At 37.2% G+C, this 21,116-nt stretch carries 21 protein-coding genes and 2 tRNA genes; 13 read left to right on the forward strand and 10 right to left on the reverse strand.

The window, feature by feature from the left end; genetic code table 11:
• Window positions 1-296 precede the first annotated feature (296 nt).
• The 9 genes from ACUN24_RS00900 (at window position 297) to ACUN24_RS00940 (ending at window position 5,254) form a co-directional block, all read left to right on the forward strand.
• The gene (locus ACUN24_RS00900; RefSeq protein WP_445560839.1) at window positions 297-920 is read left to right on the forward strand and encodes a hypothetical protein; all 624 of its coding nucleotides are present in this window, start codon (window positions 297-299) and stop codon (window positions 918-920) included.
• A gap of 140 nt (window positions 921-1,060) precedes the next feature.
• On the forward strand, window positions 1,061-2,035 hold the full coding sequence (locus ACUN24_RS00905; protein ID WP_445560840.1) for a hypothetical protein: 975 nt from the start codon (window positions 1,061-1,063) through the stop codon (window positions 2,033-2,035).
• Between the two features lie 20 nt (window positions 2,036-2,055).
• Complete coding sequence (locus ACUN24_RS00910) at window positions 2,056-2,595, forward strand: hypothetical protein (RefSeq protein WP_445560841.1); 540 nt, start codon at window positions 2,056-2,058, stop codon at window positions 2,593-2,595.
• A 5-nt stretch (window positions 2,596-2,600) separates the two neighbouring features.
• Complete coding sequence (locus ACUN24_RS00915) at window positions 2,601-2,918, forward strand: hypothetical protein (RefSeq protein ID WP_445560842.1); 318 nt, start codon at window positions 2,601-2,603, stop codon at window positions 2,916-2,918.
• Window positions 2,919-2,950: 32 nt separating this feature from the next.
• Window positions 2,951-3,544, forward strand: a complete 594-nt coding sequence (locus ACUN24_RS00920) for a hypothetical protein (protein WP_445560843.1) — start codon at window positions 2,951-2,953, stop codon at window positions 3,542-3,544.
• Window positions 3,531-3,830 carry a hypothetical protein gene (locus ACUN24_RS00925; RefSeq protein WP_445560844.1) on the forward strand — a complete coding sequence of 100 codons (300 nt, stop codon included), beginning with the start codon at window positions 3,531-3,533 and terminating at the stop codon, window positions 3,828-3,830. Before ACUN24_RS00920 ends, ACUN24_RS00925 begins: the two co-directional genes overlap by 14 nt.
• A gap of 64 nt (window positions 3,831-3,894) precedes the next feature.
• A complete protein-coding gene (locus ACUN24_RS00930; protein ID WP_445560845.1) occupies window positions 3,895-4,341 on the forward strand; it encodes a hypothetical protein in 447 nt (148 codons plus the stop codon).
• A 47-nt stretch (window positions 4,342-4,388) separates the two neighbouring features.
• Complete coding sequence (locus tag ACUN24_RS00935) at window positions 4,389-4,739, forward strand: VOC family protein (protein ID WP_445560846.1); 351 nt, start codon at window positions 4,389-4,391, stop codon at window positions 4,737-4,739.
• 245 nt (window positions 4,740-4,984) lie between these two features.
• Window positions 4,985-5,254: a hypothetical protein gene (locus ACUN24_RS00940; RefSeq protein WP_445560847.1), complete on the forward strand. Its 270-nt coding sequence runs from the start codon at window positions 4,985-4,987 to the stop codon at window positions 5,252-5,254.
• Between the two features lie 1,370 nt (window positions 5,255-6,624).
• Here the strand turns inward: ACUN24_RS00940 and ACUN24_RS00945 are convergent.
• The 4 genes from ACUN24_RS00945 to ACUN24_RS00960 all read right to left on the reverse strand — a co-directional run bounded on the left by ACUN24_RS00945 (window position 6,625) and on the right by ACUN24_RS00960 (window position 11,746).
• Window positions 6,625-6,987, reverse strand: a complete 363-nt coding sequence (locus ACUN24_RS00945; RefSeq protein WP_445560848.1) for a hypothetical protein — start codon at window positions 6,985-6,987, stop codon at window positions 6,625-6,627.
• Between the two features lie 122 nt (window positions 6,988-7,109).
• Window positions 7,110-9,563, reverse strand: a complete 2,454-nt coding sequence (locus ACUN24_RS00950) for a TonB-dependent receptor domain-containing protein (protein ID WP_445560849.1) — start codon at window positions 9,561-9,563, stop codon at window positions 7,110-7,112.
• A gap of 89 nt (window positions 9,564-9,652) precedes the next feature.
• A complete protein-coding gene (locus ACUN24_RS00955; RefSeq protein WP_445560850.1) occupies window positions 9,653-11,395 on the reverse strand; it encodes a PspC domain-containing protein in 1,743 nt (580 codons plus the stop codon).
• 15 nt (window positions 11,396-11,410) lie between these two features.
• Window positions 11,411-11,746 (reverse strand): PadR family transcriptional regulator, encoded by a 336-nt coding sequence (locus tag ACUN24_RS00960; RefSeq protein ID WP_029275299.1) that lies wholly within the window; start codon window positions 11,744-11,746, stop codon window positions 11,411-11,413.
• 561 nt (window positions 11,747-12,307) lie between these two features.
• Here ACUN24_RS00960 and ACUN24_RS00965 point away from each other — a divergent pair.
• A complete protein-coding gene (locus ACUN24_RS00965) occupies window positions 12,308-13,765 on the forward strand; it encodes an amino acid permease (RefSeq protein ID WP_445560851.1) in 1,458 nt (485 codons plus the stop codon).
• 203 nt (window positions 13,766-13,968) lie between these two features.
• The gene (locus tag ACUN24_RS00970) at window positions 13,969-14,133 is read left to right on the forward strand and encodes a hypothetical protein (protein ID WP_193425124.1); all 165 of its coding nucleotides are present in this window, start codon (window positions 13,969-13,971) and stop codon (window positions 14,131-14,133) included.
• 14 nt (window positions 14,134-14,147) lie between these two features.
• Here ACUN24_RS00970 and ACUN24_RS00975 read toward each other — a convergent pair whose 3' ends face one another.
• From ACUN24_RS00975 to ACUN24_RS00985, 3 genes are all read right to left on the reverse strand, one after another.
• Window positions 14,148-15,044, reverse strand: a complete 897-nt coding sequence (locus ACUN24_RS00975) for an NAD(P)/FAD-dependent oxidoreductase (RefSeq protein ID WP_445560852.1) — start codon at window positions 15,042-15,044, stop codon at window positions 14,148-14,150.
• A gap of 68 nt (window positions 15,045-15,112) precedes the next feature.
• Window positions 15,113-15,745 (reverse strand): class I SAM-dependent methyltransferase, encoded by a 633-nt coding sequence (locus tag ACUN24_RS00980; protein WP_445560853.1) that lies wholly within the window; start codon window positions 15,743-15,745, stop codon window positions 15,113-15,115.
• 84 nt (window positions 15,746-15,829) lie between these two features.
• A complete protein-coding gene (locus tag ACUN24_RS00985) occupies window positions 15,830-16,741 on the reverse strand; it encodes a hypothetical protein (RefSeq protein ID WP_445560854.1) in 912 nt (303 codons plus the stop codon).
• A gap of 200 nt (window positions 16,742-16,941) precedes the next feature.
• Between ACUN24_RS00985 and ACUN24_RS00990 the strand changes: the two genes are divergently transcribed.
• Window positions 16,942-17,361, forward strand: a complete 420-nt coding sequence (locus ACUN24_RS00990) for a VOC family protein (RefSeq protein WP_445560855.1) — start codon at window positions 16,942-16,944, stop codon at window positions 17,359-17,361.
• Window positions 17,362-17,531: 170 nt separating this feature from the next.
• Here ACUN24_RS00990 and ACUN24_RS00995 read toward each other — a convergent pair.
• From ACUN24_RS00995 to recO, 3 genes are all read right to left on the reverse strand, one after another.
• Window positions 17,532-17,609: transfer RNA gene (locus tag ACUN24_RS00995), tRNA-Val, on the reverse strand.
• Between the two features lie 59 nt (window positions 17,610-17,668).
• Window positions 17,669-17,743 (reverse strand) — tRNA-Val (locus ACUN24_RS01000).
• A 95-nt stretch (window positions 17,744-17,838) separates the two neighbouring features.
• Window positions 17,839-18,564, reverse strand: coding sequence for a DNA repair protein RecO (recO, locus tag ACUN24_RS01005; RefSeq protein ID WP_445560856.1), 726 nt, complete (start codon window positions 18,562-18,564; stop codon window positions 17,839-17,841).
• A 119-nt stretch (window positions 18,565-18,683) separates the two neighbouring features.
• On the opposite strand from recO, the gene ACUN24_RS01010 reads away from it, so the two are divergent.
• Entirely contained in the window at window positions 18,684-21,035 is a 2,352-nt protein-coding gene (locus ACUN24_RS01010; protein ID WP_445560857.1) for an efflux RND transporter permease subunit, read from the forward strand.
• Window positions 21,036-21,116: the final 81 nt, after the last annotated feature.

The following is a 21,116-nucleotide window of genomic DNA, read 5'->3' on the forward strand; positions in this document are numbered from 1 at the left end:
TAAATTTAGGGAGACACAAGTCCTCTAATTCACAATGCCCTTTACACAGGACTTGCGCCAGTAGGACTCACATGAAATTAGAAAATATACGAAAGCTTTCATATTATTCTAGAATCTTCTATCTTGTGGTAACCAAGAAACCATCATGCACTCAATCTTAATTATCCATTTAAATACCTAAAGCATATTCGAAACAAGCATTAGGTAATCCATATAAAAGGTTCTCAATACCAACGTTCTGGAAATATGGGGTTGCGAAATTTAAGCGTTAACAGCAAAATTAAAAGACAAGATATATGTTAAAGAAGATATTCGGAAACTTATTTAAAACTAAAGAAGAAGAAACAGAACCGGAGGTTTTGGGCAACTATATTGTGGCGACATTGAATGATAAAATAATGCCTATGGCCCGAGGCGATGTTTACGAAGACCCATTAGACGAGTTCCTAAAGGAAATGAATTACGGAGAAGTAACTGGTGGAGGAACGTTACAACAAGAAACTGGTGAAATTGAATATTGTGATATTGAAATATGCCTAAATTCAGATCAAATAGATCAAGAAGTAATAAAACAAGTCATTAACAAACTAGAAGAACTTGGAGCACCGAAAGGCTCTTCTTTATTAATAGAAAAGACGGAAGAAAAAATCCCTTTCGGTGTAAATGAAGGATTAGCCATTTATCTTGACGGAATTAATCTATCTGAGGAAGTATATAAAAATTCAGATTCTGAAGCCATAGCTGTTGAAATATGTAGATTAACAAACATTAAAAGTGAAGTATTACGCTATTGGAATGGCAACACAGAAACAGCATTATATTTTTACGATCATTCATTTGAAAAAATGCATAAATCAATTGAAAACTTTGTGAAAACAAATCCCGAATGTGAAAATGCCAGAATTGTTCAGATTGCATAAAGCCTATTACCAATATGTAGCTTACGTTAGCAGGAAACAGACAGTAGCGAACACTTCATAAACCTCAGTAAATCGTGAAATCATCTCTAACGCTCATCATCATTTTTAATCTTACTGCAGTATTATGAACAAAGGCCATTATGAAACGACAAAGTATAAAAACCAATTATTTAAAAACCATTTGTTGGGTTAACAATTCGATTGTCGACTGGGCCTCTGCTGGCAAGCGATATGCCCTTGATGGAAAAATAGATCAATTGTGTGAATATACCTACGGCTTTGGCGATAGCGCCATAACATCAGCTGATGGACAATATGCCTTTATTTATCAAAAACTTGGAACAAAGGGGCTCTTACTTAAAAACGGAGCGCTTTTAAGAGAAATAAACCGCTCTTACTACTATGCGGATTTTTATGAATACCCTGCTACATTCGTAACTCTAAACAGTAAAACATTTTTAATCCACTGTCCATCCGAATATTGCAGACTCGACTTTGAAGATGTTGAAACGGGAGAAATTATAACCAATAGCCAGGACAGGAATCCCACTGACTTTTTTCATTCCCGGCTCGAAATAAGCCCCAATGGCAGATACCTGCTGAGTAAAGGTTGGTTTTGGCATCCCTGGGATGCTATTAAAGTATTCGATATTGAGAAATGTTTTCAAACCCCCAAATTACTCGGTGAATCTGAAATTTATCCGAATATTGGGGTAGAAATCGCTACGGCAAGTTTTATTGATGACCACCGCATATTATTGGGTTCTTCAGATGAGAAAGCATTGAATGATGATTTATTGGAAAATCTGCCACCAAGACACATTGCTATTTGGGATATCGAACTAAACCAAATTTCTAAACCAGTTAAAATGGACATTGAGTTTGGAAATCTTTTTGCCATTAACGATTGCTATGCATGGGATCTGTTTAAGTTTCCAAAAATCATAAATCTCGAAACAGGCAAAATAGTTGATCAAGACGAGAGTTTATCAAGTGGATTGCAGAATTCATCAATCATTCATCATATTGAAGAACTGCCAAAAGTAGCCTTTAACCAACATACCAAACAACTTGCAATAACCAGCGGTGATCATATAGAAATCATTGCTCAATAGAATGAAGTCACGAATTTAAAATGCAAATAACCATCGATACCCTATCAAAGCTGGAATTGGATTTATACAACTATGCAGAATATTTAGATGGGGATATGGACAGTAAAGGTAAACAACTTCAGGAGGAGGGAATTTTCGATCAATATAAGAACTTGCACCAAAGCTATCTGGATTTATTTTTGGATGCAAAAGATGAAGAAACAAAACTCGAAATCCTGAAACGATTGATATTCTTAAATTGGTATGCACAGGTTGAACCAAGCTGTTATACAGGCATTCACGATCTCGATCATGCAGTCGTTTTAGAGTCTTATTCAATCCTTAACGAGTACCTCATCGATAACAAAATCGATAAAGAATTTACATGGATGTTATCCTATTATTCGAGCTGGGATTTCGCTATACTTCCCTTTTCACAAAACAACCTTAATACATTGAGGAGGTTTGTCAAAGAAGTAGATACTGCCGTTTTATCCTGTCCAAAAAAACAGTTACCCAAAGGAACCATGGATAACAGAGGACAGATGGGGATATATTGGTCACTTGAGGAAATTAAATAATTAAAATGAATTTCGAAAATATGAATAATGAACTCGTTGGCATTTGGAATAGCGATCTAGATGATGAACAAACAAAAAACACGATAGGAAAAGTAGTAATGACATTTACAACTGATGGACAACTTATTTACGACAGCTACGAGGAAGGTAAAATACAAAGGATGAACTTAGTGTATACCATAATTGGGAATACTATCATTTCAGACCAACCCTCGCACCCGCAAGTACAACAGACCGAATTTAAAATTGAAAACAACGATAAACTAATCATGGAATTTGAAGGAGAAAAAACTGTTTTTACACGGAATAAAAGTTCCAAATAACCAACATTTTTTAGGTTACAGATTTCCATTCTATGCGCAAAGTCACACAAAATCAACGACGTAAACAACTTAACAAAGTTAAACTCTCCAACTTAACTTTTCATAAACTAAACTGGTTAGAATACCTTACCATTGATTTAAGTGTATGGTTCTTATTTTTTCCAAAACCCTACGAAATCCTTTTTACAGTCTTGCTTTGCATGCCCGTTATTGGCCTTGCACTAAATGGTTTAACAGGTAGGCCAAGTATTGCCAGCTTGGTAGAAATGCTAAATCTTGTTACGATTGAAACCATTCAACATTATGCTACAATCGATACATCCATTAAAAATGAAGGGATGGAGAGTAAGGTTGAATTAAAAGTGTTAATAGAACCAAGCAGCAACAAACATGAATTAAATGAAAATATCTACGAACTAATATTAACACATGTTTCCAATTATCAAATCAATTTCCTAAACGAGAATAACAGAACATTTGAATTTGATACGGACGAGGTAAAATTAGAAAGAGACAGTAAATTTGAAGACAAGTACATTTTAAGTTTCATAAATGCATCGGTAGATCTACATATAAAGTTTAGCGGGTTAGCAATAAAACTACCGACTGGTAATGCAAAAAAATAATATGATGACCAACTTTCAAATAATAGACTTTACAGCAAAACATGATATACACCAAAAGTTTATTAAATCTTTCAAGTCATTATTAGATCAAAATACTTGTGAAGATTTAGACATTAGCAACAAGAATATTTTAATAGAAACCGAAAACCTTGATTTTGAACTGCTTGATGGAGATGCGATTGCTTTCAAAAGCCAAATTGATCAAGGTGGTAATAAAATTGGTTACTACAGATTGGTTTTTACAATAAATGGAGAATTACTAGATGAGTCTTTAGTGATTTACTGATATGTTAAATACACAGATTATACGGATTTACGCAGATTAAATTAACATACAAGTTTCCCATCCTATGAAACACCCAAAAATTGCTTTTATCTTTTTTATAATTTGGCTACTAGTCATCTTTACCTGGTATAAAACGGGTAGCAGCCTAAAAACTGAAAATGATAAGCTCTTAAAGAACAACATTGAATTTACAGGCACACTAAAATCTGTAAAGGTATCCCGAAATCATTGTTTTGCAATAATCTCAATTGGTAACGTAAAAAGTAATGTTGAATCTTTTAACCCTGATTTAAAAGATCGATACTTCCCCTATTCGATAAAAAATGGACTGGCAGAAATTTATACTTTACTATGTGAAGAAACAATTAAAGAAATTGGAAGCAACGTAAAATTAAACTCTAATCAAAGAAAATTAATCCTTGAGATAAACCATAAACCTTCTGAATTTGAGATTAACATAACGTCAGAAAGCCCAGATATTAAATTCATTAAAGAAAACACAAAGCTTTGAATAGATTAAATATAACGAAATTTTAGTTTTAGTTTCAATAAAAAAATATGGATATTCGATTACTTGTACTACGAACTGGAGATATGAAACTTCTAGCTGACTTTTATAGTTTACTGGGATTTAAATTTGAATATCACAAACATGGAAACTCTCCATATCATTATTCGGCTTCAATTGGGGCAACTATTCTTGAAATTTATCCATTGGCGAAAAACCAAATTGAAGCAGACAAGAACTTAAGGTTAGGTTTTGGTATTGAAAATTTTGATCAAGTGATGTATGAATTAAATAAATCACAAGCTAATTTTGTTCAAAAGCCAACCCAAACAGCATTCGGTTTTATGGCAATAATCATTGATCCCGACGGGCGGAAAATTGAATTGTATAAAAACAGTTAATTGTTTTTTCTATTCGTACACATTTATATACATAAAACACGAAGCAAGTAAATCCCGCCTGCGCAAGAATAACGATTGCCTTTAATTTCTGCGTCTATCACCTTAAATCTGCGGGAAAATATTAAGAAAGGGTGCTCCCGCAGATCACACAGATTTCGCAGATTTTCTTTATAAATTTTCAGTCTGAGCGGAGCCCAAGAACAGCCAACAATGTGCCCGCTGAGCCTTTTCTCTGGTTGTACTTCATGATTAAAAAAGCAACAGCAGCACTTAAGCATCAAGATTCCTGCCTGCGCGGGAATGACGACCGCTTTAGTTCTGCGCCAATCAATTTAAATCTGCGGGAAAATATTAAGAAAGGGTGCTCCCGCAGATCACACAGATATACGCAGATTTTTCCTTATAAAATTGTCAGTCTGAGCGGAGTCGAAGACCAGCCAAAGATGTGCCCGCTGAGCCTTTTCTCTTGTTTTACTTTCATGATTAAAAAAGCAACAGCAGCACGTAAGCATTAAGATTCTCGCCTGCGCGGGAATGACGACCGCTTTAGTTCTGCGCCAATCACTTTAAATCTGCGGGAAAATATTAAGAAAGGGTGCTCCCGCAGATCACACAGATATACGCAGATTTTCCCTTATAAAATTGTCAGTCTGAGCGGAGTCGAAGACCAGCCAACAATGTGCCCGCTGAGCCTTTTCTCTAGTTGTACTTCATGATTAAAAAAGCAACAGCAGCACGTAAGCATTAAGATTCTCGCCTGCACGGGAATGACGACCGCTTTAGTTCTGCGCCAATCACCTTAAATCTGCGGGAAATATTAAGAAAGGGTGCTCCCGCAGATCATACAGATATTCGCTGATTTTCCCTTATAAAATTGTCAGTCTGAGCGTAGTCGAAGCCCAGCCAACGATGTACCCGCTGAGCTTTTTCTCTTGTTTCACTTTCATGATTAAAAAAGCAACAGCAGCAGGTAAGCATTAAGATTCCCACCTGCGCGGGAATGACGACCGCTTTAGTTCTGCGCCAATCAATTTAAATCTGCGGGAAAATATTAAGAAAGGGTGCTCCCGCAGATCACACAGATATACGCAGATTTTCCCTTATAAAATTGTCAGTCTGAGCGGAGTCGAAGACCAGCCAACAATGTGCCCGCTGAGCCTTTCTCTAGTTGTACTTCATGATTAAAAAAGCAACAGCAGCACGTAAGCATTAAGATTCTCGCCTGCGCGGGAATGACGACCGCTTTAGTTCTGCGCCAATCACTTTAAATCTGCGGGAAAATATTAAGAAAGGGTGCTCCCGCAGATCACACAGATATACGCAGATTTTCCCTTATAAAATTGTCAGTCTGAGCGGAGTCGAAGACCAGCCAACAATGTGCCCGCTGAGCCTTTCTCTAGTTGTACTTCATGATTAAAAAAGCAACAGCAGCACGTAAGCATTAAGATTCTCGCCTGCACGGGAATGACGACCGCTTTAGTTCTGCGCCAATCACTTTAAATCTGCGGGAAAATATTAAGAAAGGGTGCTCCCGCAGATCATACAGATATTCGCTGATTTTCCCTTATAAAATTGTCAGTCTGAGCGTAGTCGAAGCCCAGCCAACGATGTACCCGCTGAGCTTTTTCTCTTGTTTCACTTTCATGATTAAAAAAGCAACAGCAGCAGGTAAGCATTAAGATTCCCACCTGCGCGGGAATGACGACCGCTTTAGTTCTGCGCCAATCAATTTAAATCTGCGGGAAAATATTAAGAAAGGGTGCTCCCGCAGATCACACAGATTTCGCAGATTTTCCTTTATAAGTTGCCAGTCTGAGCGTAGTCGAGGACCACCCAGCTTTGCGTCCTCTGTGCCTTTCTCTGTGATCTCTGTGGTTAAAAAAGACTACTCCGTTAATTTCTTTTTAATCCCCTCCGTCAGTTTTTTCACTTTCATATAACCTGGTAAAGAACTATTTCTTTTATCGAAATTGATCTCCAGCCAGCCTTTTTTGGCTTTAAGGTTAAACTTATCGCTGCCATTTAAGTTCACGAAAAGGTCGATATGCTGATCCAATGGAAGTTCGTTGTTCAAGGCACTATCAAGATATTTCTGCAGTTTAGCGGTTTTATTTTCTGCGTACTTCGCCTCAAATTTAAACGAGCTGTTTGTATCCTGTGTACTGATGGATAAATAACCTCCACCACCATGACATCCAAAACTTAAAGCGGCAAATAAAATTGCGATACTATAAAAGATATTTTTCATTGTATTGGTTAAATGGTTAATTGTTTTTTCATCCCCCTGCCCCCTTCAAAGGGGGACTGGGTTTTCGCCCAGATTTCCGACCTCCGACTCTGGACTCAAGACTTTAGACTAAAGACTAAAGGCTATCCTCCCGCTCTGTTCTTAATATCATCTGCCGCCGTTTTCCGGTCATGGTTTGATTTTAGATTCTGGTTACCAAAACTATAACTGATGTTGAACGAAACCCTTCTACTAATGTAATTGTTCTGAACTCTTAAATTCACATTTTGATAATCCAATGTGCCTTTCCAGTAGTTGGTCTGGAAGATATCATCAACATTTAATTTAAGTTTTAAAGCTTTGTTTAAGAAACTTTTTTGTACGCCCATATTTAAGGCGTTCTGGTAAATAATGGTCCTTTCCAAACCACGCACCCGGGGAGAATTTAACCAGAAATTGGTTTCCAATGTCCAGTTATCTGGCAAAGTAATGGAGCTTGTAATGTTAAAATTGTAAGATAATTTGCTGAGCATAAAAGGTGCACCTTCTAAGTTATCATCATTAAATTTATTATAAAACAGGCTAAAATTGTTTTGTAAATTCCACCATTTGGTAATGGCCAAAGGAAAATATAATCCGGCGGTATAATATTGTCCGCTGCCTATGTTACCCTGTCCAACCGTAACAATCCTGGTGCTATCGTTTTGTGCAGTTTTACTATCCAAAATGAGATCTTTGGTTTTTGAGTAACCTAACGAAAATGATAATCCACTTTTATAATTGTAACTCACTTCGAAATTATTGGTAAACTGGGGTTTCAAATACGGATTGCCCTGTTGTATTGTGTAAGGATCCATGTAAAAATTAAATGGATTTAACTGCTGGTAATTGGGGCGATCTATGCGCCTGCCGTACGAATAACGTAAATTACTGCTCTCCGAAATTTTCTGACTAACAAAAACCGTTGGGAACAATGATAAATAATGCTGTTTTGCCACGGTATTATTGGTTACCGATGTGCCTGTAGATTGTGTATACTCTGCCCGTAAACCCGCCTGAATTTGCCACTTGCCCAAATCTTTAGATACATTTGCATAAGCTGCATTCACATTTTCCTTATAAATAAAGTTATTGCTCTGCCCTACAATATTCTGCCATTCGTTATTGAGAAATGCCGACGACAGAAAATCGTTATTGGTTTTAACATAAGTACTTTTAAGCCCGGTTTCCAGCTTGGTAGTTTTTGATAATGGCCAGGTAAAATCTGTTTTTGCCGCATAAATATCAATCGCTGTTTTACTATCATTTTTAATGATGGTATTGTTGTACGCCACCCCCTTTTCGTCATAAAAATTGGTGTTAAAATTTTCAAGACCGGAATAATCAAAGCCAGAGTAATCGGCATCAAAATTTAAGCTGGCACCTTCCTTTTTAAAATCGTGTTTGACATTAAAATTTACACTATAATTTTTGTTTGGCGTATTGGCATCAGAATATTGGATCAATGAATTGTTGCTTACTACACCAGCCTGAGTTTCATTTATAAAGGTTTGAGAGAAATTATCCAGTTTACGCGTACTGCTGCTTCCATCCAGCATAATTCCGATCGTGGTTTTTTCACTGGCATAATAATCTGCACCCACTTTTGCAGCCAAACGCGATCCGGTATATATTTTTTGAAAGTTTTGATTAAATGCACTTTGCAAACCATTGGAATTGGTATTCCTTTCTAAAAATAAATTCGAAAAGTTGTTGTTTTTAGAGGCATTTGCATTGGTGTAAAAATTCCACTTTTCTACGCGGTGATTTAAATTAAAGTTAAACTCCGATCCGTAAATATTGGTAGGCAGATTAGCCCTAATTGCATTACGATAGGTTGATGAAATGCTTCCGTTTGTACCAAATGCCTTATTCTTTTTCAGTTTAATATTGATAATACCGGAATTACCCGCCGCATCGTATTTCGCTGATGGATTGGTAATAATTTCAATGGTTGCAATCTGACTGCTGCTTAAACTGTTTAAATAAATGGTCAAGTCTGATGCTGATAAAAAATTGTTCTTTCCATCAATCATCACCATCACCCCCGATTTATTATTCAATAAAATCTGTTCATTCTGCCTGTCCACCTGCACACCGGGTGCTTTCTCTAAAATTTCGAGGGCGGTACTGCCTGACGAAACAATACTGTTTTCTACATTCAGCACCGTTTTATCAATCTGGTGTTCAACAAATGGTTTTCTACCTTGTACGCTCACTTCTTTCAATTGTTTGGTTAAACTTTCGATGCTGATAACAGGTAGCTTTAAATCTCCGCTAAGCGAAAAACGATCGGTCTTTTTACTTTTAAAACCGACGATCGAGATCGAAAGTAAATAATCGCCACTTTTTAACTGGTCGATGCTAAACTCACCATCTATATTGGTTGATACACTTTTCACAACCGTGGTATCCGGATAATTCAACACTCTTACAATCGCAAACGACACCGGGACAGTCTTTTCATCGACGATTTTTCCCGTCAGTGTATTTAATTTTTGGGCAAAAGAAGCCCCACACACCATCAGGCATGCAATTAGCGTAAATAATGTTTTCATGGTTTCTTCTTTTATTTAAGATCGTCATCTCGACTGAAGTGCAGCGAAACGGAGAGATCTATTTTAGTAGGTTTCTATTTTTTAAATAACTATTCTTCAGGCGCTATTCCCAACTCTTCTTTAACTTCCTTAATCCGGTTTGATACAGAATCCTGATACAGGGTATCATTGGGTTTATCTTGGTGCAAGTGGTCTAAATCACGCAACTCCTGCTCTAACTTTTCCTTTTTTAACGCCTCTTCTTTTAATTGCGCAACACATTTCAATCCATCATCTGTCATAATCCAAACACTATAATCATTGTGGTCATTTTCCCTGTTGTTGCAATCCCATGTCCAATAATTATTAACGTAACGGTAAGCATCCTGCTTTAAAATTAATCTGGTCCCCACCGGAATTTCAAGATTTAACCTTACTTCCTGGTTTCTCCAGATGGTTCCCTTTCTTAATTGAAACCGCGGACTAAAAATCAGTTCCGAATCTTTCATTACATAATTGTAGCTAATGTTCTGCGCATTTTGCAAGGCGCTTTGAAAAGTTTTACCCTGCGATTCGTACTTCTGTGTTAAACGGGTAACACCCGTTTCACTTTTGTTAATATCAATTCGGATATGGTTCGGTGAAACAAATGGTCCATCTTCAAAATCATCAACTACAATCTGGTGGCGGTTGTTCGCATCAATGTGGTAGGCCACACTATCTTCTTTACTGAAATATTTACTTTTATCGATATTGATGGTATATACCGGATAAGCTTTAAGGTCGGTGGTTTGTGTTAACTCTGCATGTTGTTTAAATTCTGATGAAATCCTGGCTGCCTGATAACCTGTTATAGCCACACCAGCCAACCAGATAATTAACAAAGCGAAAGAAAGTGTTTTATTAATGGCCTGTTTGTTAAAAGCTACCCTGATGGAGAATAATACCAGAGCCAAAACCGGCACAAAGCAAACAATAAATACACCAAATAAAATTGCCCCCCTATTGCCTTCATTAATAATAGAGAAGGGGAAATATTCGTAAATACTCGCATCCCAAAATCCCTGAAAAGCAGCTGTACCAATAATCAAAGTAAGCAAAAAGAGTACGCCAAAAACAATAATGAAACCTGCAATTACTTTAAAAATAACCTTACCGGTGCCCGAAATAAAGCGACCCAGCCATTCGAAAAACTCACCGATAAAAATGCCTATCCTTCCAAATATAGGCTGAGCATGTTTATTTACTTCATTTAAACGTTCTTTAACCGCTTGTAATTCTTCATCCAGGTTCTTTTGAAATCCCTGAAGGTTTGCAGGCTCACCTTTCATCTCCATGCGTTCGATCCGGGATTTTGCTTTTGGCATAATGATCCAGAGTATGGCATATACCAATATTCCAAATCCACCTGCAAAACTGATCAGTAACGTCGCCAGCCTGATCCACTTAGGGTCTGCATTTACAAAGTGTGCAATACCGGCGCAAACACCAGCAACCACGCGGTCGTCCATATCGCGGTATAATTTTTTCTCTACATACTGGTGTTGGTAGGTACTGTTAATTACAGGTTCTTCCTCACCTTCTTCAGCTGTATCAAAATCCTGTACCCTGCCCATTTGCGCAATCACAGCGTTTACGTTGGCCGAATCTACCACCTGTTTTTTCTGCTCTTCCAATTGTTCAGTAAGCAGTTCTGCAATTCGGTTTTCAATATCCGTTACAATTTCAAGGTCATCTGCATGGTTCGCAAAATAGTGTTTTACTTCGTTCAGGTAGGCCTTTAAGCGTTCATAGGCACTTTCTTCAATGTGAATAATTGTGTTTCCTATATTGATGATGATGGTCTTTTCCATTTCCTTTTTTACTAATTATGAATTGGCTCCTTTTTGTGAAATACCTACAGCATAAGCCAGCTCCTGCCAGGTTTGATCTAATTGTGATAAAATGCCCCTACCATCTTCGGTTAAGGTATAATATTTACGCGGTGGGCCCGAGGTAGATTCTACCCAGTTGTAGCTTAACAAACCGTTGTTTTTAAGCCTGGTTAATAATGGGTATAATGTACCCTCAACTACCAATAGCTTTGCCGTCCTCAATTCGGCAATAATATCCGAAGCATATATTTCGCCCCGGGAGATGATTGATAAAACACAGTATTCCAGAATTCCCTTCCGCATTTGCGTTTGCGTATTTTCTGCTATCATACAACAAAGATATATGTTTTATACACTACTATGCAATACATAGTACTAAAATAAATCAAAGTAAATTCGTAAAATATTGATTATCAATAATATAATTTTAAATTAAATTTTTAGATTTAGAAATAATTGTGTAAAAGTTGAAAATTTTTAATGTTTTTTTGAAAAGCAAGGTTTTGTAATGCTTCGGTTTTTACCGTCCTGCTATCACCTATAGTCCCGATTGGCCTGTGCTAAACTTACGAAGTTTGCCCTGCTCATGCCTGTTAAACTTCGTAAGTTGGCCTGCCTTAAAATCGGGCGCTATTTGGTTCTATCAGGTTTATTTGGGAGGGGTTGGTAGTCCGAGCGCTCAGACTTACGAAGTTTGCCCGGCTTGGCGTTAAGGAAACTTCGTAAGTCAGCCTGGCGCGGCCACAGATTTCCCTAAAACCCTTTAAACTTCCGAAGTCTTCTATCACAAAAGCCCATTGCAGACTGCGGAAGTTGGCCACAGGAATTAAATACATAAATACGATAGATTTAATATATTTTAATAATTTTGCAGCGTCTTAACTTATTTTCATGAAGAAATCTATTGCCAGCATTGTTGCCGAGGCAAACGAAAGCGGCGAAGGAACGCTTAAAAGAACCTTAGGCCCCATCAACCTGATTTTAATTGGGGTTGGCTTAACGCTTGGGGCAGGTTTATTTTCGATTACGGGTTTGGCAGCAGCCAATCATTCCGGCCCTGCGGTAACGCTATCATTTGTAATTGCAGCTTTAGGCTGTGGTTTTGCTGCACTTTGTTATGCAGAATTCGCCTCCATGATTCCGGTTGCAGGTAGTGCCTACACCTATTCTTATGCCACCATGGGCGAGCTTTTCGCCTGGATTATTGGCTGGGATCTGGTATTGGAATATTCTGTGGGTTGCGCAACTGTAGCCATCAGCTGGTCGCAGTATTTAACCCGGTTTTTAGCCAGTTTACACATTTATCTCCCTCCACAGCTAACCTTGTCCCCTTTCGAAACCGCTAAACTTGCCGATGGCTCTACTGTTAATGGCATTATTAACATACCCGCAGCATTGGTTGTGGTATTAATGACAGCCATACTCATCCGTGGCACTAAAGGCTCGGCCATTGTAAATGGAATTATTGTATTTCTTAAAGTTGGCGTAGTATTGGTATTTATTGCTTTAGGTTGGCAATATATTGATCCGGCAAATTATCATCCTTATATCCCCGAAAATACAGGAACCTTTGGCCAATTTGGCTGGAGCGGTGTTTTACGCGGTGCTGGTTTAGTATTTTTTGTATTTATTGGTTTTGATGCGGTCGCGGCCTCAGCCCAAGAAACCAAAAACCCAGCAAGGGATTTACCCATTGGTATTATTGGATCGCTGGTGGTTTGTACTGTTTTATTTGGATTGTTCGGTCATGTAATGACAGGCCTGGCCAATTACAAAGAATTTGCCAATAGCGGTGCACCGGTAGCCATAGCTATAGAAAAAACACCTTATGCCTGGTTAAGTCAGGCTATTATTTTAGCTATCCTGATTGGCTACACTTCGGTAATCCTGATCGATTTAATGGCGCAATCACGGATGTTTTATTCCATCAGCAAGGATGGTTTATTACCAAAAATGTTTTCTGATGTACACGCAAAATTTAAAACACCGTACAAATCGAATATTATACTCTGTGTATTTATTGGACTTTTTGCTGCATTTATACCCATGAATGTAGTAGGCGAAATGACCAGCATTGGCACCTTACTGGCCTTTTTAATGGTTTGTGCGGGCATCTTGATTTTAAGAAAAACAGATCCTGAAGCCAAACGCCCATTTAGGGTTCCTTTGGTGCCATTAATCCCAATTTTGGGCATTTTAACCTGCATTGCCATGATGGTATTTTTACCCTGGGAAACCTGGGTTAGACTAGCGGTATGGTTAATTATTGGATTAGCCATTTACTTTGGCTATGGTAAAAAGAACAGTAAATTAAATGCTGTAGTAAAGCAGGTCGAAAAGCCACAATAAAATATTACTATACATATTGGGCAGTCAGGTTGTATGGAATATCCAACAAGCTGATTGCCCTTTTTTAATTACATGTCGTATTTACAACCGCATAAATATCAATTCGTTAAGAAAAAATATTAGTTATCCACAATTTAACATTTTTCTGAATTTTTGGCTTGGGATTTGTCTTAATAAAATCAACCCTATTAAAACATTATCCCATGATTATTAAATTAGACACATCAGTTTTCAGACTTTCGAGACACAAAGCTGAAACCGTAAAAAAAGTTGCAACACCACTTACAAAAGACCAATGGATCACTGCTGACAGAATCGTAATGGCAGCGATGTTTATTGTCACTATTATTGGCGCCATCTTATTTTAATTTCAGATGATTGATCAAAAATCTTCAGAAATTAACGCTTTATTTATCATTACTGCGGCCACGGTTCCTGCGGCTGTAACAATCGACAACGACCTGAACAAGGTTGTACAATCTCCTGCTGCATAAACGCCCTTTGCAGTAGTTTCCTGCTGCTCATCTACTTTTATCGTTTTCAGATCTGTTAATTCGAATCCGAGCTGTCCGCTAAAATTTATATGCTGTTCTATCTCAGGTTTAACGTAAATCGCTTTAAAGGTTACCTTTTTCCCATTCTTAAAAACAATATTTTCCAGCTGACCATTTTGGTGTTCCAGTTCAATAATCTCCTCTTCTAAAACGGTAATCGATTTAGATTTCAGTTTTTCTACCTGCCCGGCTGTAAATTCGGATTTCCCATTGGTTAAAATGGTTAAATCTTTATTCCAAAGGTGAAGGTTTTTGGCCATCTCAAACGCGTGATCGCCATTCATTAGCAGTCCTATTTTTTCATTTTTTACTTCGTAACCATGGCAATAAGGACAATGGATAGCAGAAATGGCCCAGCACTCAGCCAAACCTTTAATATCAGGCAGTACATCTTTTAAACCTGTAGCCAGCAATATTTTTCTTGCTGTAAAATTTTCACCATTTTCTATACCAATGCTAAAAACTCCATCTATTTGTTTGGCCGAAATGGCTTTTCCTTCTAAAAACCTTAATGTTGGATATTTCAGCACTTCTGCCTTGGCCGCTTTAGCAATATCGACAGGCTTATCGCCATCATGCGTTAAAAAATTATGCGAATGTGGCGTTTGCCTGTTACAGGGTTTGCCCGCATCGATTACCAGAACATTCCGGGTTGAACGACCTAAGGTTAATGCAGCAGATAAACCTGCATAGCTACCGCCAATTATAATTACATCAAAATCCATATTCTTACCTTTTGATACAAAGATCCGAATTAAGATTACAAACGCAACATTGATGCACTAAATGAATGTCATTTTATTTTTTTTAAAATTACCGCCTTAATGAAGTTACCATAATATAAACGCAGTTCTAAGATCTTATAACCTGCATTCATAAAGTAAGGATTCATGTCGATCAGGTGATTTGCCTCTACAATTCCCAGTAATTTAAAAAAGCTGTACATCAATTTGAGCAACAGCCATTTCCACCAATTCCCATTATTTTTGTTTAGCGAAAAATCGACCAAAAACCACAGGCCATCTTTTTTCAAACATGCATTCAATTGTTCAAATACTTTTGCGGCACGTTGCTCTGCGAAATTATCGAAAAGAAATGGTGTTAAAATCACATCAAATAGGGTATCCGTTCTAAAATCCTCAACGCCAAGATTCACAAATTCGACCTGATTGTTTTTACAGTTCCTTTTTTGAGAAAGTGCTATCATTTTAGCTGATATTTCCACATAAACCAGCTTTAAGCCACTGGGATATATTTTTGCTATTTCTTCCAAAATCCACCCTGTTCCACCACCTACAATTAAAACGGAGCTATCTTTTGGAAGATGCTGAAGCTGATTGATCTGCGCATTAACCTGCGATTTAAAAAATACCAGGCGACTTAATGTATCGTAATGATTGGCTATTTTATCGTAGTTGTTGTTCATGGTATCAGGTATGGAGTATCAAGTATCAAGACAGCCCTCTCAAATGTAATATATGCTTTGGTCTTTACTCTTTGGTATTTCAGCTTAATGCACAAACTGCATCCCTATCATCCCACATATTGCCTTAAAAAAAATCAATCCATCAATTACCATCAGATAATAGAGGATGTTTTTTCTCCTGTGCATAGAATAGGCCACGTAAATGGTTAATATAAATGGCAGAACATTAAATAAAACCTGCTGTATCCCGAAGCCTTTGTAACTGGCAAATATGCCTAGCGAGATTAAACCAATAATTAACAGCGGAATCAAAACATTAAAAATTGTTCTCCTCAGGCCGTATCGCACTACAAAAGTCCTTAAATGTTTATTGGCATCGGTTGGATAATCTTTAATATCGAAAATGATTGCGTTTACGGTGCAGAACATCCAGTTTTTAATAAACAGCCAGGTCCAAAGCACGGAATCATGATAGCCTACACCTGTTTCAATTTTAAGCATAATTAAGGGCAGCACATTGGCACAACAGGCCCAAACAAAACCGATTACGAAAGCTTTTAACCAACCAGTATTACGCAGATTGAATTTTAAGAAAGATTTAGGCAATAAACCGTAGTATAAACCTCCTGCAACAATGATAATTACAATGGCTATCCAATAACTGAGCGGAAGTGCCAGAATATGCTGAAAGTTTTGGTAAAGTAGATTAATGGCCAACAGCATGCAAGAAATAAAAAGCACTGCCTGACTCCAATTGATAAATTTCTTATGCTTGAAATACCATTGATTGCGGGGATTGGTTGAAGATGGTGCAGTAGAAACTTTATTGTAAGCGTAGGTATAATAAATAGTCGGTGCCAAAAACAATAACAGGTAATAATTCAGGGAGTTAAAAGGCAGCCTTAATTGCAGGGTAGCTTCGAGGGTAAGGGCTACTGCCAAAATTCCTACAAAGTAGTTTCCAAAGAAAATAAACCTGATTATTTTACCGAGCATTTACCGCTGTTTTTCGTCAGGCAATTTCGGATATATAATTGAATAAGGTAAATAAATTACATTCTATTTTAAACCCATTTTTGTGGAGAAAAAACATACTAGAGAAAAAATAATTTTCTGCTAATTGAGCTATTAAGAAAAAATTAAAAATAACGATATTTATCGCAAACTCATTTATAATCAAATAAATATAAAATAATATGGAAGAACAAAAAGACAACTCAAATTCGGCTGCAGATACCACTCCAAAAGTGACAGGAATTGGCGGCATTTTCTTTTTTTCCGATAATCCTCAGGAAACTAAAGATTGGTATGCTAAAAATTTAGGATTTGAAATAAGTGCCTGGGGTACCTCGAGTTTTGAATCCAGAAACCTAAACAACCCTGACGAGATCGAATCCCTTCAATGGAGTCCGTTCAAAAAAGGCGATGAATATTTTTCTCCATCGAAAAAAGATTTCATGATTAATTACCGCGTACAGAATATTGAGGGCCTTATTGAGAAATTTAAGGAAAACGGCGTAACCATACTTGATGAAATTGCAACTTATGACTATGGGAAATTTATCCATATTATGGATGCAGAAGGTAATAAGATTGAGTTATGGGAGCCTAAATAATTACTCTACTATCTTTGTCATCCTGAGCGCAGCGAAGGATCCTCTTTAAGGGAGTGATCTTAAACTTAAAAGGAATCAATCGCGGGTGATATTTAAGCGTCAAGGATTCTTCACTGCGTTCAGAATAACAGCACAAAAAAAAGCCTCTCAATAAATTGAAAGGCTTTTAATGGTGGGAAATGAGGGGTTCGAACCCCCGACCCCCTCGGTGTAAACGAGGTGCTCTGAACCAGCTGAGCTAATTTCCCTTTTCAGGTATATTTCAAAGTTTGATAAAAAAGCCTTTCAGTAAAACTGAAAGGCTTAGTGGGAAATGAGGGGTTCGAACCCCCGACCCCCTCGGTGTAAACGAGGTGCTCTGAACCAGCTGAGCTAATTTCCCTTTTATAATTTTGTCAAACTTAATGCCCCATCCTCCGTTTGGGAATGCAAATATAGCGCTATAAAACTGTTCTGCAAATCTTTTTTTCTTTTTTTTCAACTTAATAAAGTTTCGAGGATTTTATGCGATTGCACCACCCCAAAAGAGGCGGTATGTAAGGTATAGAAAACCAATATCTTATCTAACAAAAAGCGCCGCTGGGTATTGCTTAACTTTATTTCAGAAATTTTTTCAAGCGGTGAATCAAACAACAAAATAAAACCTAGTGCATCATCTAATTGAAGGTAATTGGAGTGGATTGGTAGCCTGGAGGTAAACGCTCCCTCCTGCAGATCGAAATAAACCTGATCGGTTCTTCTTTTCTCATTGGGCGAAAAACCTAAAAAACGGGTAAGCTTTAATAAAAAGGATAAATGAAAATTTGGGTTTATCTCTTCCACTTCGTCAAACCAGGCGATTGAGTTAAAGATATAATCGAATAAACTTTCATCTGCTGATTGTTGTCGGATACTTTTATACAGAACCTCATTTAAAAAAATAACGATACTGGTTTTGATCATATCGTAAGGGATACTTTTAAAAACAGGTGTTTGCCGAACTTCCGATATCCGTTGAATATTAGTATTTGCTTTATGATAAACCACCATATCAAGCAAATGCAGCGACTGTAACATGTTCATTTTAATCTTGGCCTTTGGTTTTTTAACCCCATTGATAAGGTAAGACTGCATACCAAATTTATCGGTAAGCACCTGCACCACCACACTGCTTTCGCTGTAGTTTGTAGTCTTTAAAACAATGCCTCTTACTTTGTGCAACATCCGATCAAAACAATTTTTTCAAAAGTATGTTATTTGTGCAAATTTAATTGTGCGAAAAGTAATCAGGTTTTACAAATAAGATTAGTTTTGCCTTTAATATTATTAAAACTAAGCTGCACATGTGGGTTAAGCTATCGAGATTTATTCTTCAGAACCGTATCGCAATCATCGTATTTTTCGTTTTAGGAACAATTTTCATGGCTTATCAGGCCAAGAATGTAAAACTCTCTTACACTGGGAGTAAAATCCTGCCGGTTACCGATAGTGCTTTTGTGAAGTATAACGCCTTTAAGAAAACGTTTGGAGAAGACGGAAGTGTAATGGTGGTTGGGATACAATCGCCGGATATTTTCAAAAAAGAAGTGTACAACCAATGGGTTCAGCTTTCTAATGATATTCAAAAGCTAAAAGGCATTAAACAGGTCTTATCTTCAGGGCGTATTTTTCAACTCGAAAAAGATACTGTAAACCAAAAATTTGTTTTAAAACCATTACCTGGTGGTCTGGTTAAAACCGATGCTGAAATGGATTCGATCAGGAATACCATTTATAGTAATCCGTTTTTTGAAGGATTGGTTTACAACCGTCAGAATGCCACATTAATGGCCATCACTTTCGATACTAAAATATTAAATACTGCCGAACGCAATCCCATTTTAAAAGAAATCGAAGCTAAAGCAAAAGCTTTTCAGGCATCTACCAAAATTCAGGTACATATTTCAGGCCTGCCTTATATCCGTACAGCAGTAAGTAAACTGGTGAGTAACGAATTTGTATTGTTTCTGGGCCTTTCGATCCTGGTTTCGGCATTAATCCTATTGTTTTTCTTCAAGAAATTTTATGCCGTATTCTTCCCTATTTTAGTGGTAGTAATGGGTGTAATCTGGAGCATTGGCACTTTAGTATTGTTCGGCTTCGAACTGACTATTTTAACAGGATTGATTCCACCATTGATCGTAATTATCGGCATCCCTAACAGTATTTTGTTGTTAAATAAATATCAGAATGAGCTCAGAAAGCATGGCGATAAACAAAAAGCTTTAAGCATAACCATCGAGCGGATCGCCATTACCACATTGATTGCTAACATTACTGCAGCGATTGGATTTGGGGTGTTATACTTTACCGGAAGTGAGTTATTGATGCAATTCGGCAGTGTAGCCTCCATCAACGTAATGGTTACCTGGCTAATGTGTTTATGTTTAATTCCAATTATTTTCAGCTACTTACCAGCGCCAAAACTAAAAGCGCAAAACCATGTTGAGGAAGGCTTTTTGCATAAACTATTAGTTAAAACCGATACACTTGTTCAAAGTAAAAGCGGATTGATCTATATCGGAACGCTTATCATCTCCATCATTGCCTTTATTGGAGTGATGAAAATAAATGTAAACGGATATGTGGTTGATGACCTGCCTAAAAACTCTGAAATTTTAACTGATTTAAAGTTCTTTGAGAAAAATTTTGAAGGTATTTTACCTTTAGAAGTAAGTGTAGATACCAAGAAAAAGAATGGCGTTTTCAACCTAACCAATCTGAAAAGAATGGAAAAACTGGAGAAGATGATTTCTGCCTATCCTGAGTTTTCGCGTTCTATTTCGGTAAACATGGGCTTAAAATATGCTACTCAAGCATTCTACAATAATGACTCTACCTTTTTTCGTTTACCAGACAATTTAGAAAAGAACTTTATCCTGGCTTACATTGCCAATGGCGGTAAAGGAAATGCAAGTTTGTTAACCAACTTTATCAGTAAAGGAAATCAAAGTACAAGGATCAGTTTTCAAATGGCTGATGTTGGCTCTAAACGTTTGGACGCCATTATGGCCGAGTTAAAACCGCGCATAGATAGCATTTTGCCTCCATCTAAATTTGATGTAGAGCTGACGGGATCAAGTATCATATTTTCGAAAGGAACAGATTATATGTTAAGGCATCTGGTAGAAAGTATTGCGCTTGCCATTGTATTAATTTCATTGTTAAGATTAATGCAGTTTAAGAGTTTGGGAATTATGTTTATTTCCTTGCTTCCGAACATTGTTCCTTTAATTATTACCGCAGGAATTATGGGTTATTTTGGAATTTCATTAAAACCATCAACCATTTTAATTTTCACCATTGCCTTTGGTCTGGCATCCGATCAGACGATTTATTTCTTAACGCGTTATCAACAGGAATTAAACCTTACCAATTTCAGTGTACCTAAGGTAATTACGGATACCATTACTGAAACAGGCGTAAGTATGACGCATATTGCTTTAATCTTATTCTTTGGTTTTGGAATATTTACCGCCTCTACTTTCGGAGGAACGGTAGTACTGGGCTTGCTCCTATCCATCACCTTATTGGTAGCCTTAATTTTTAATTTAACACTATTGCCGGCACTGGTTTTATGGCTGGATAAAAAGAAGGTAAGAAAACTGGTATCTGATGAGGAATCGGCGAAGAATGCAGGCGAGTTTGACCATTAAACGTCGATTTTACTCCTATTCGGTTTTTAAAACCTTATAGTTCTGTTAGTTATTTCCTGCAGCACTTTGAAAAGGAGTATC

The sequence above is a fragment of the Pedobacter sp. WC2501 genome, assembly GCF_052682415.1.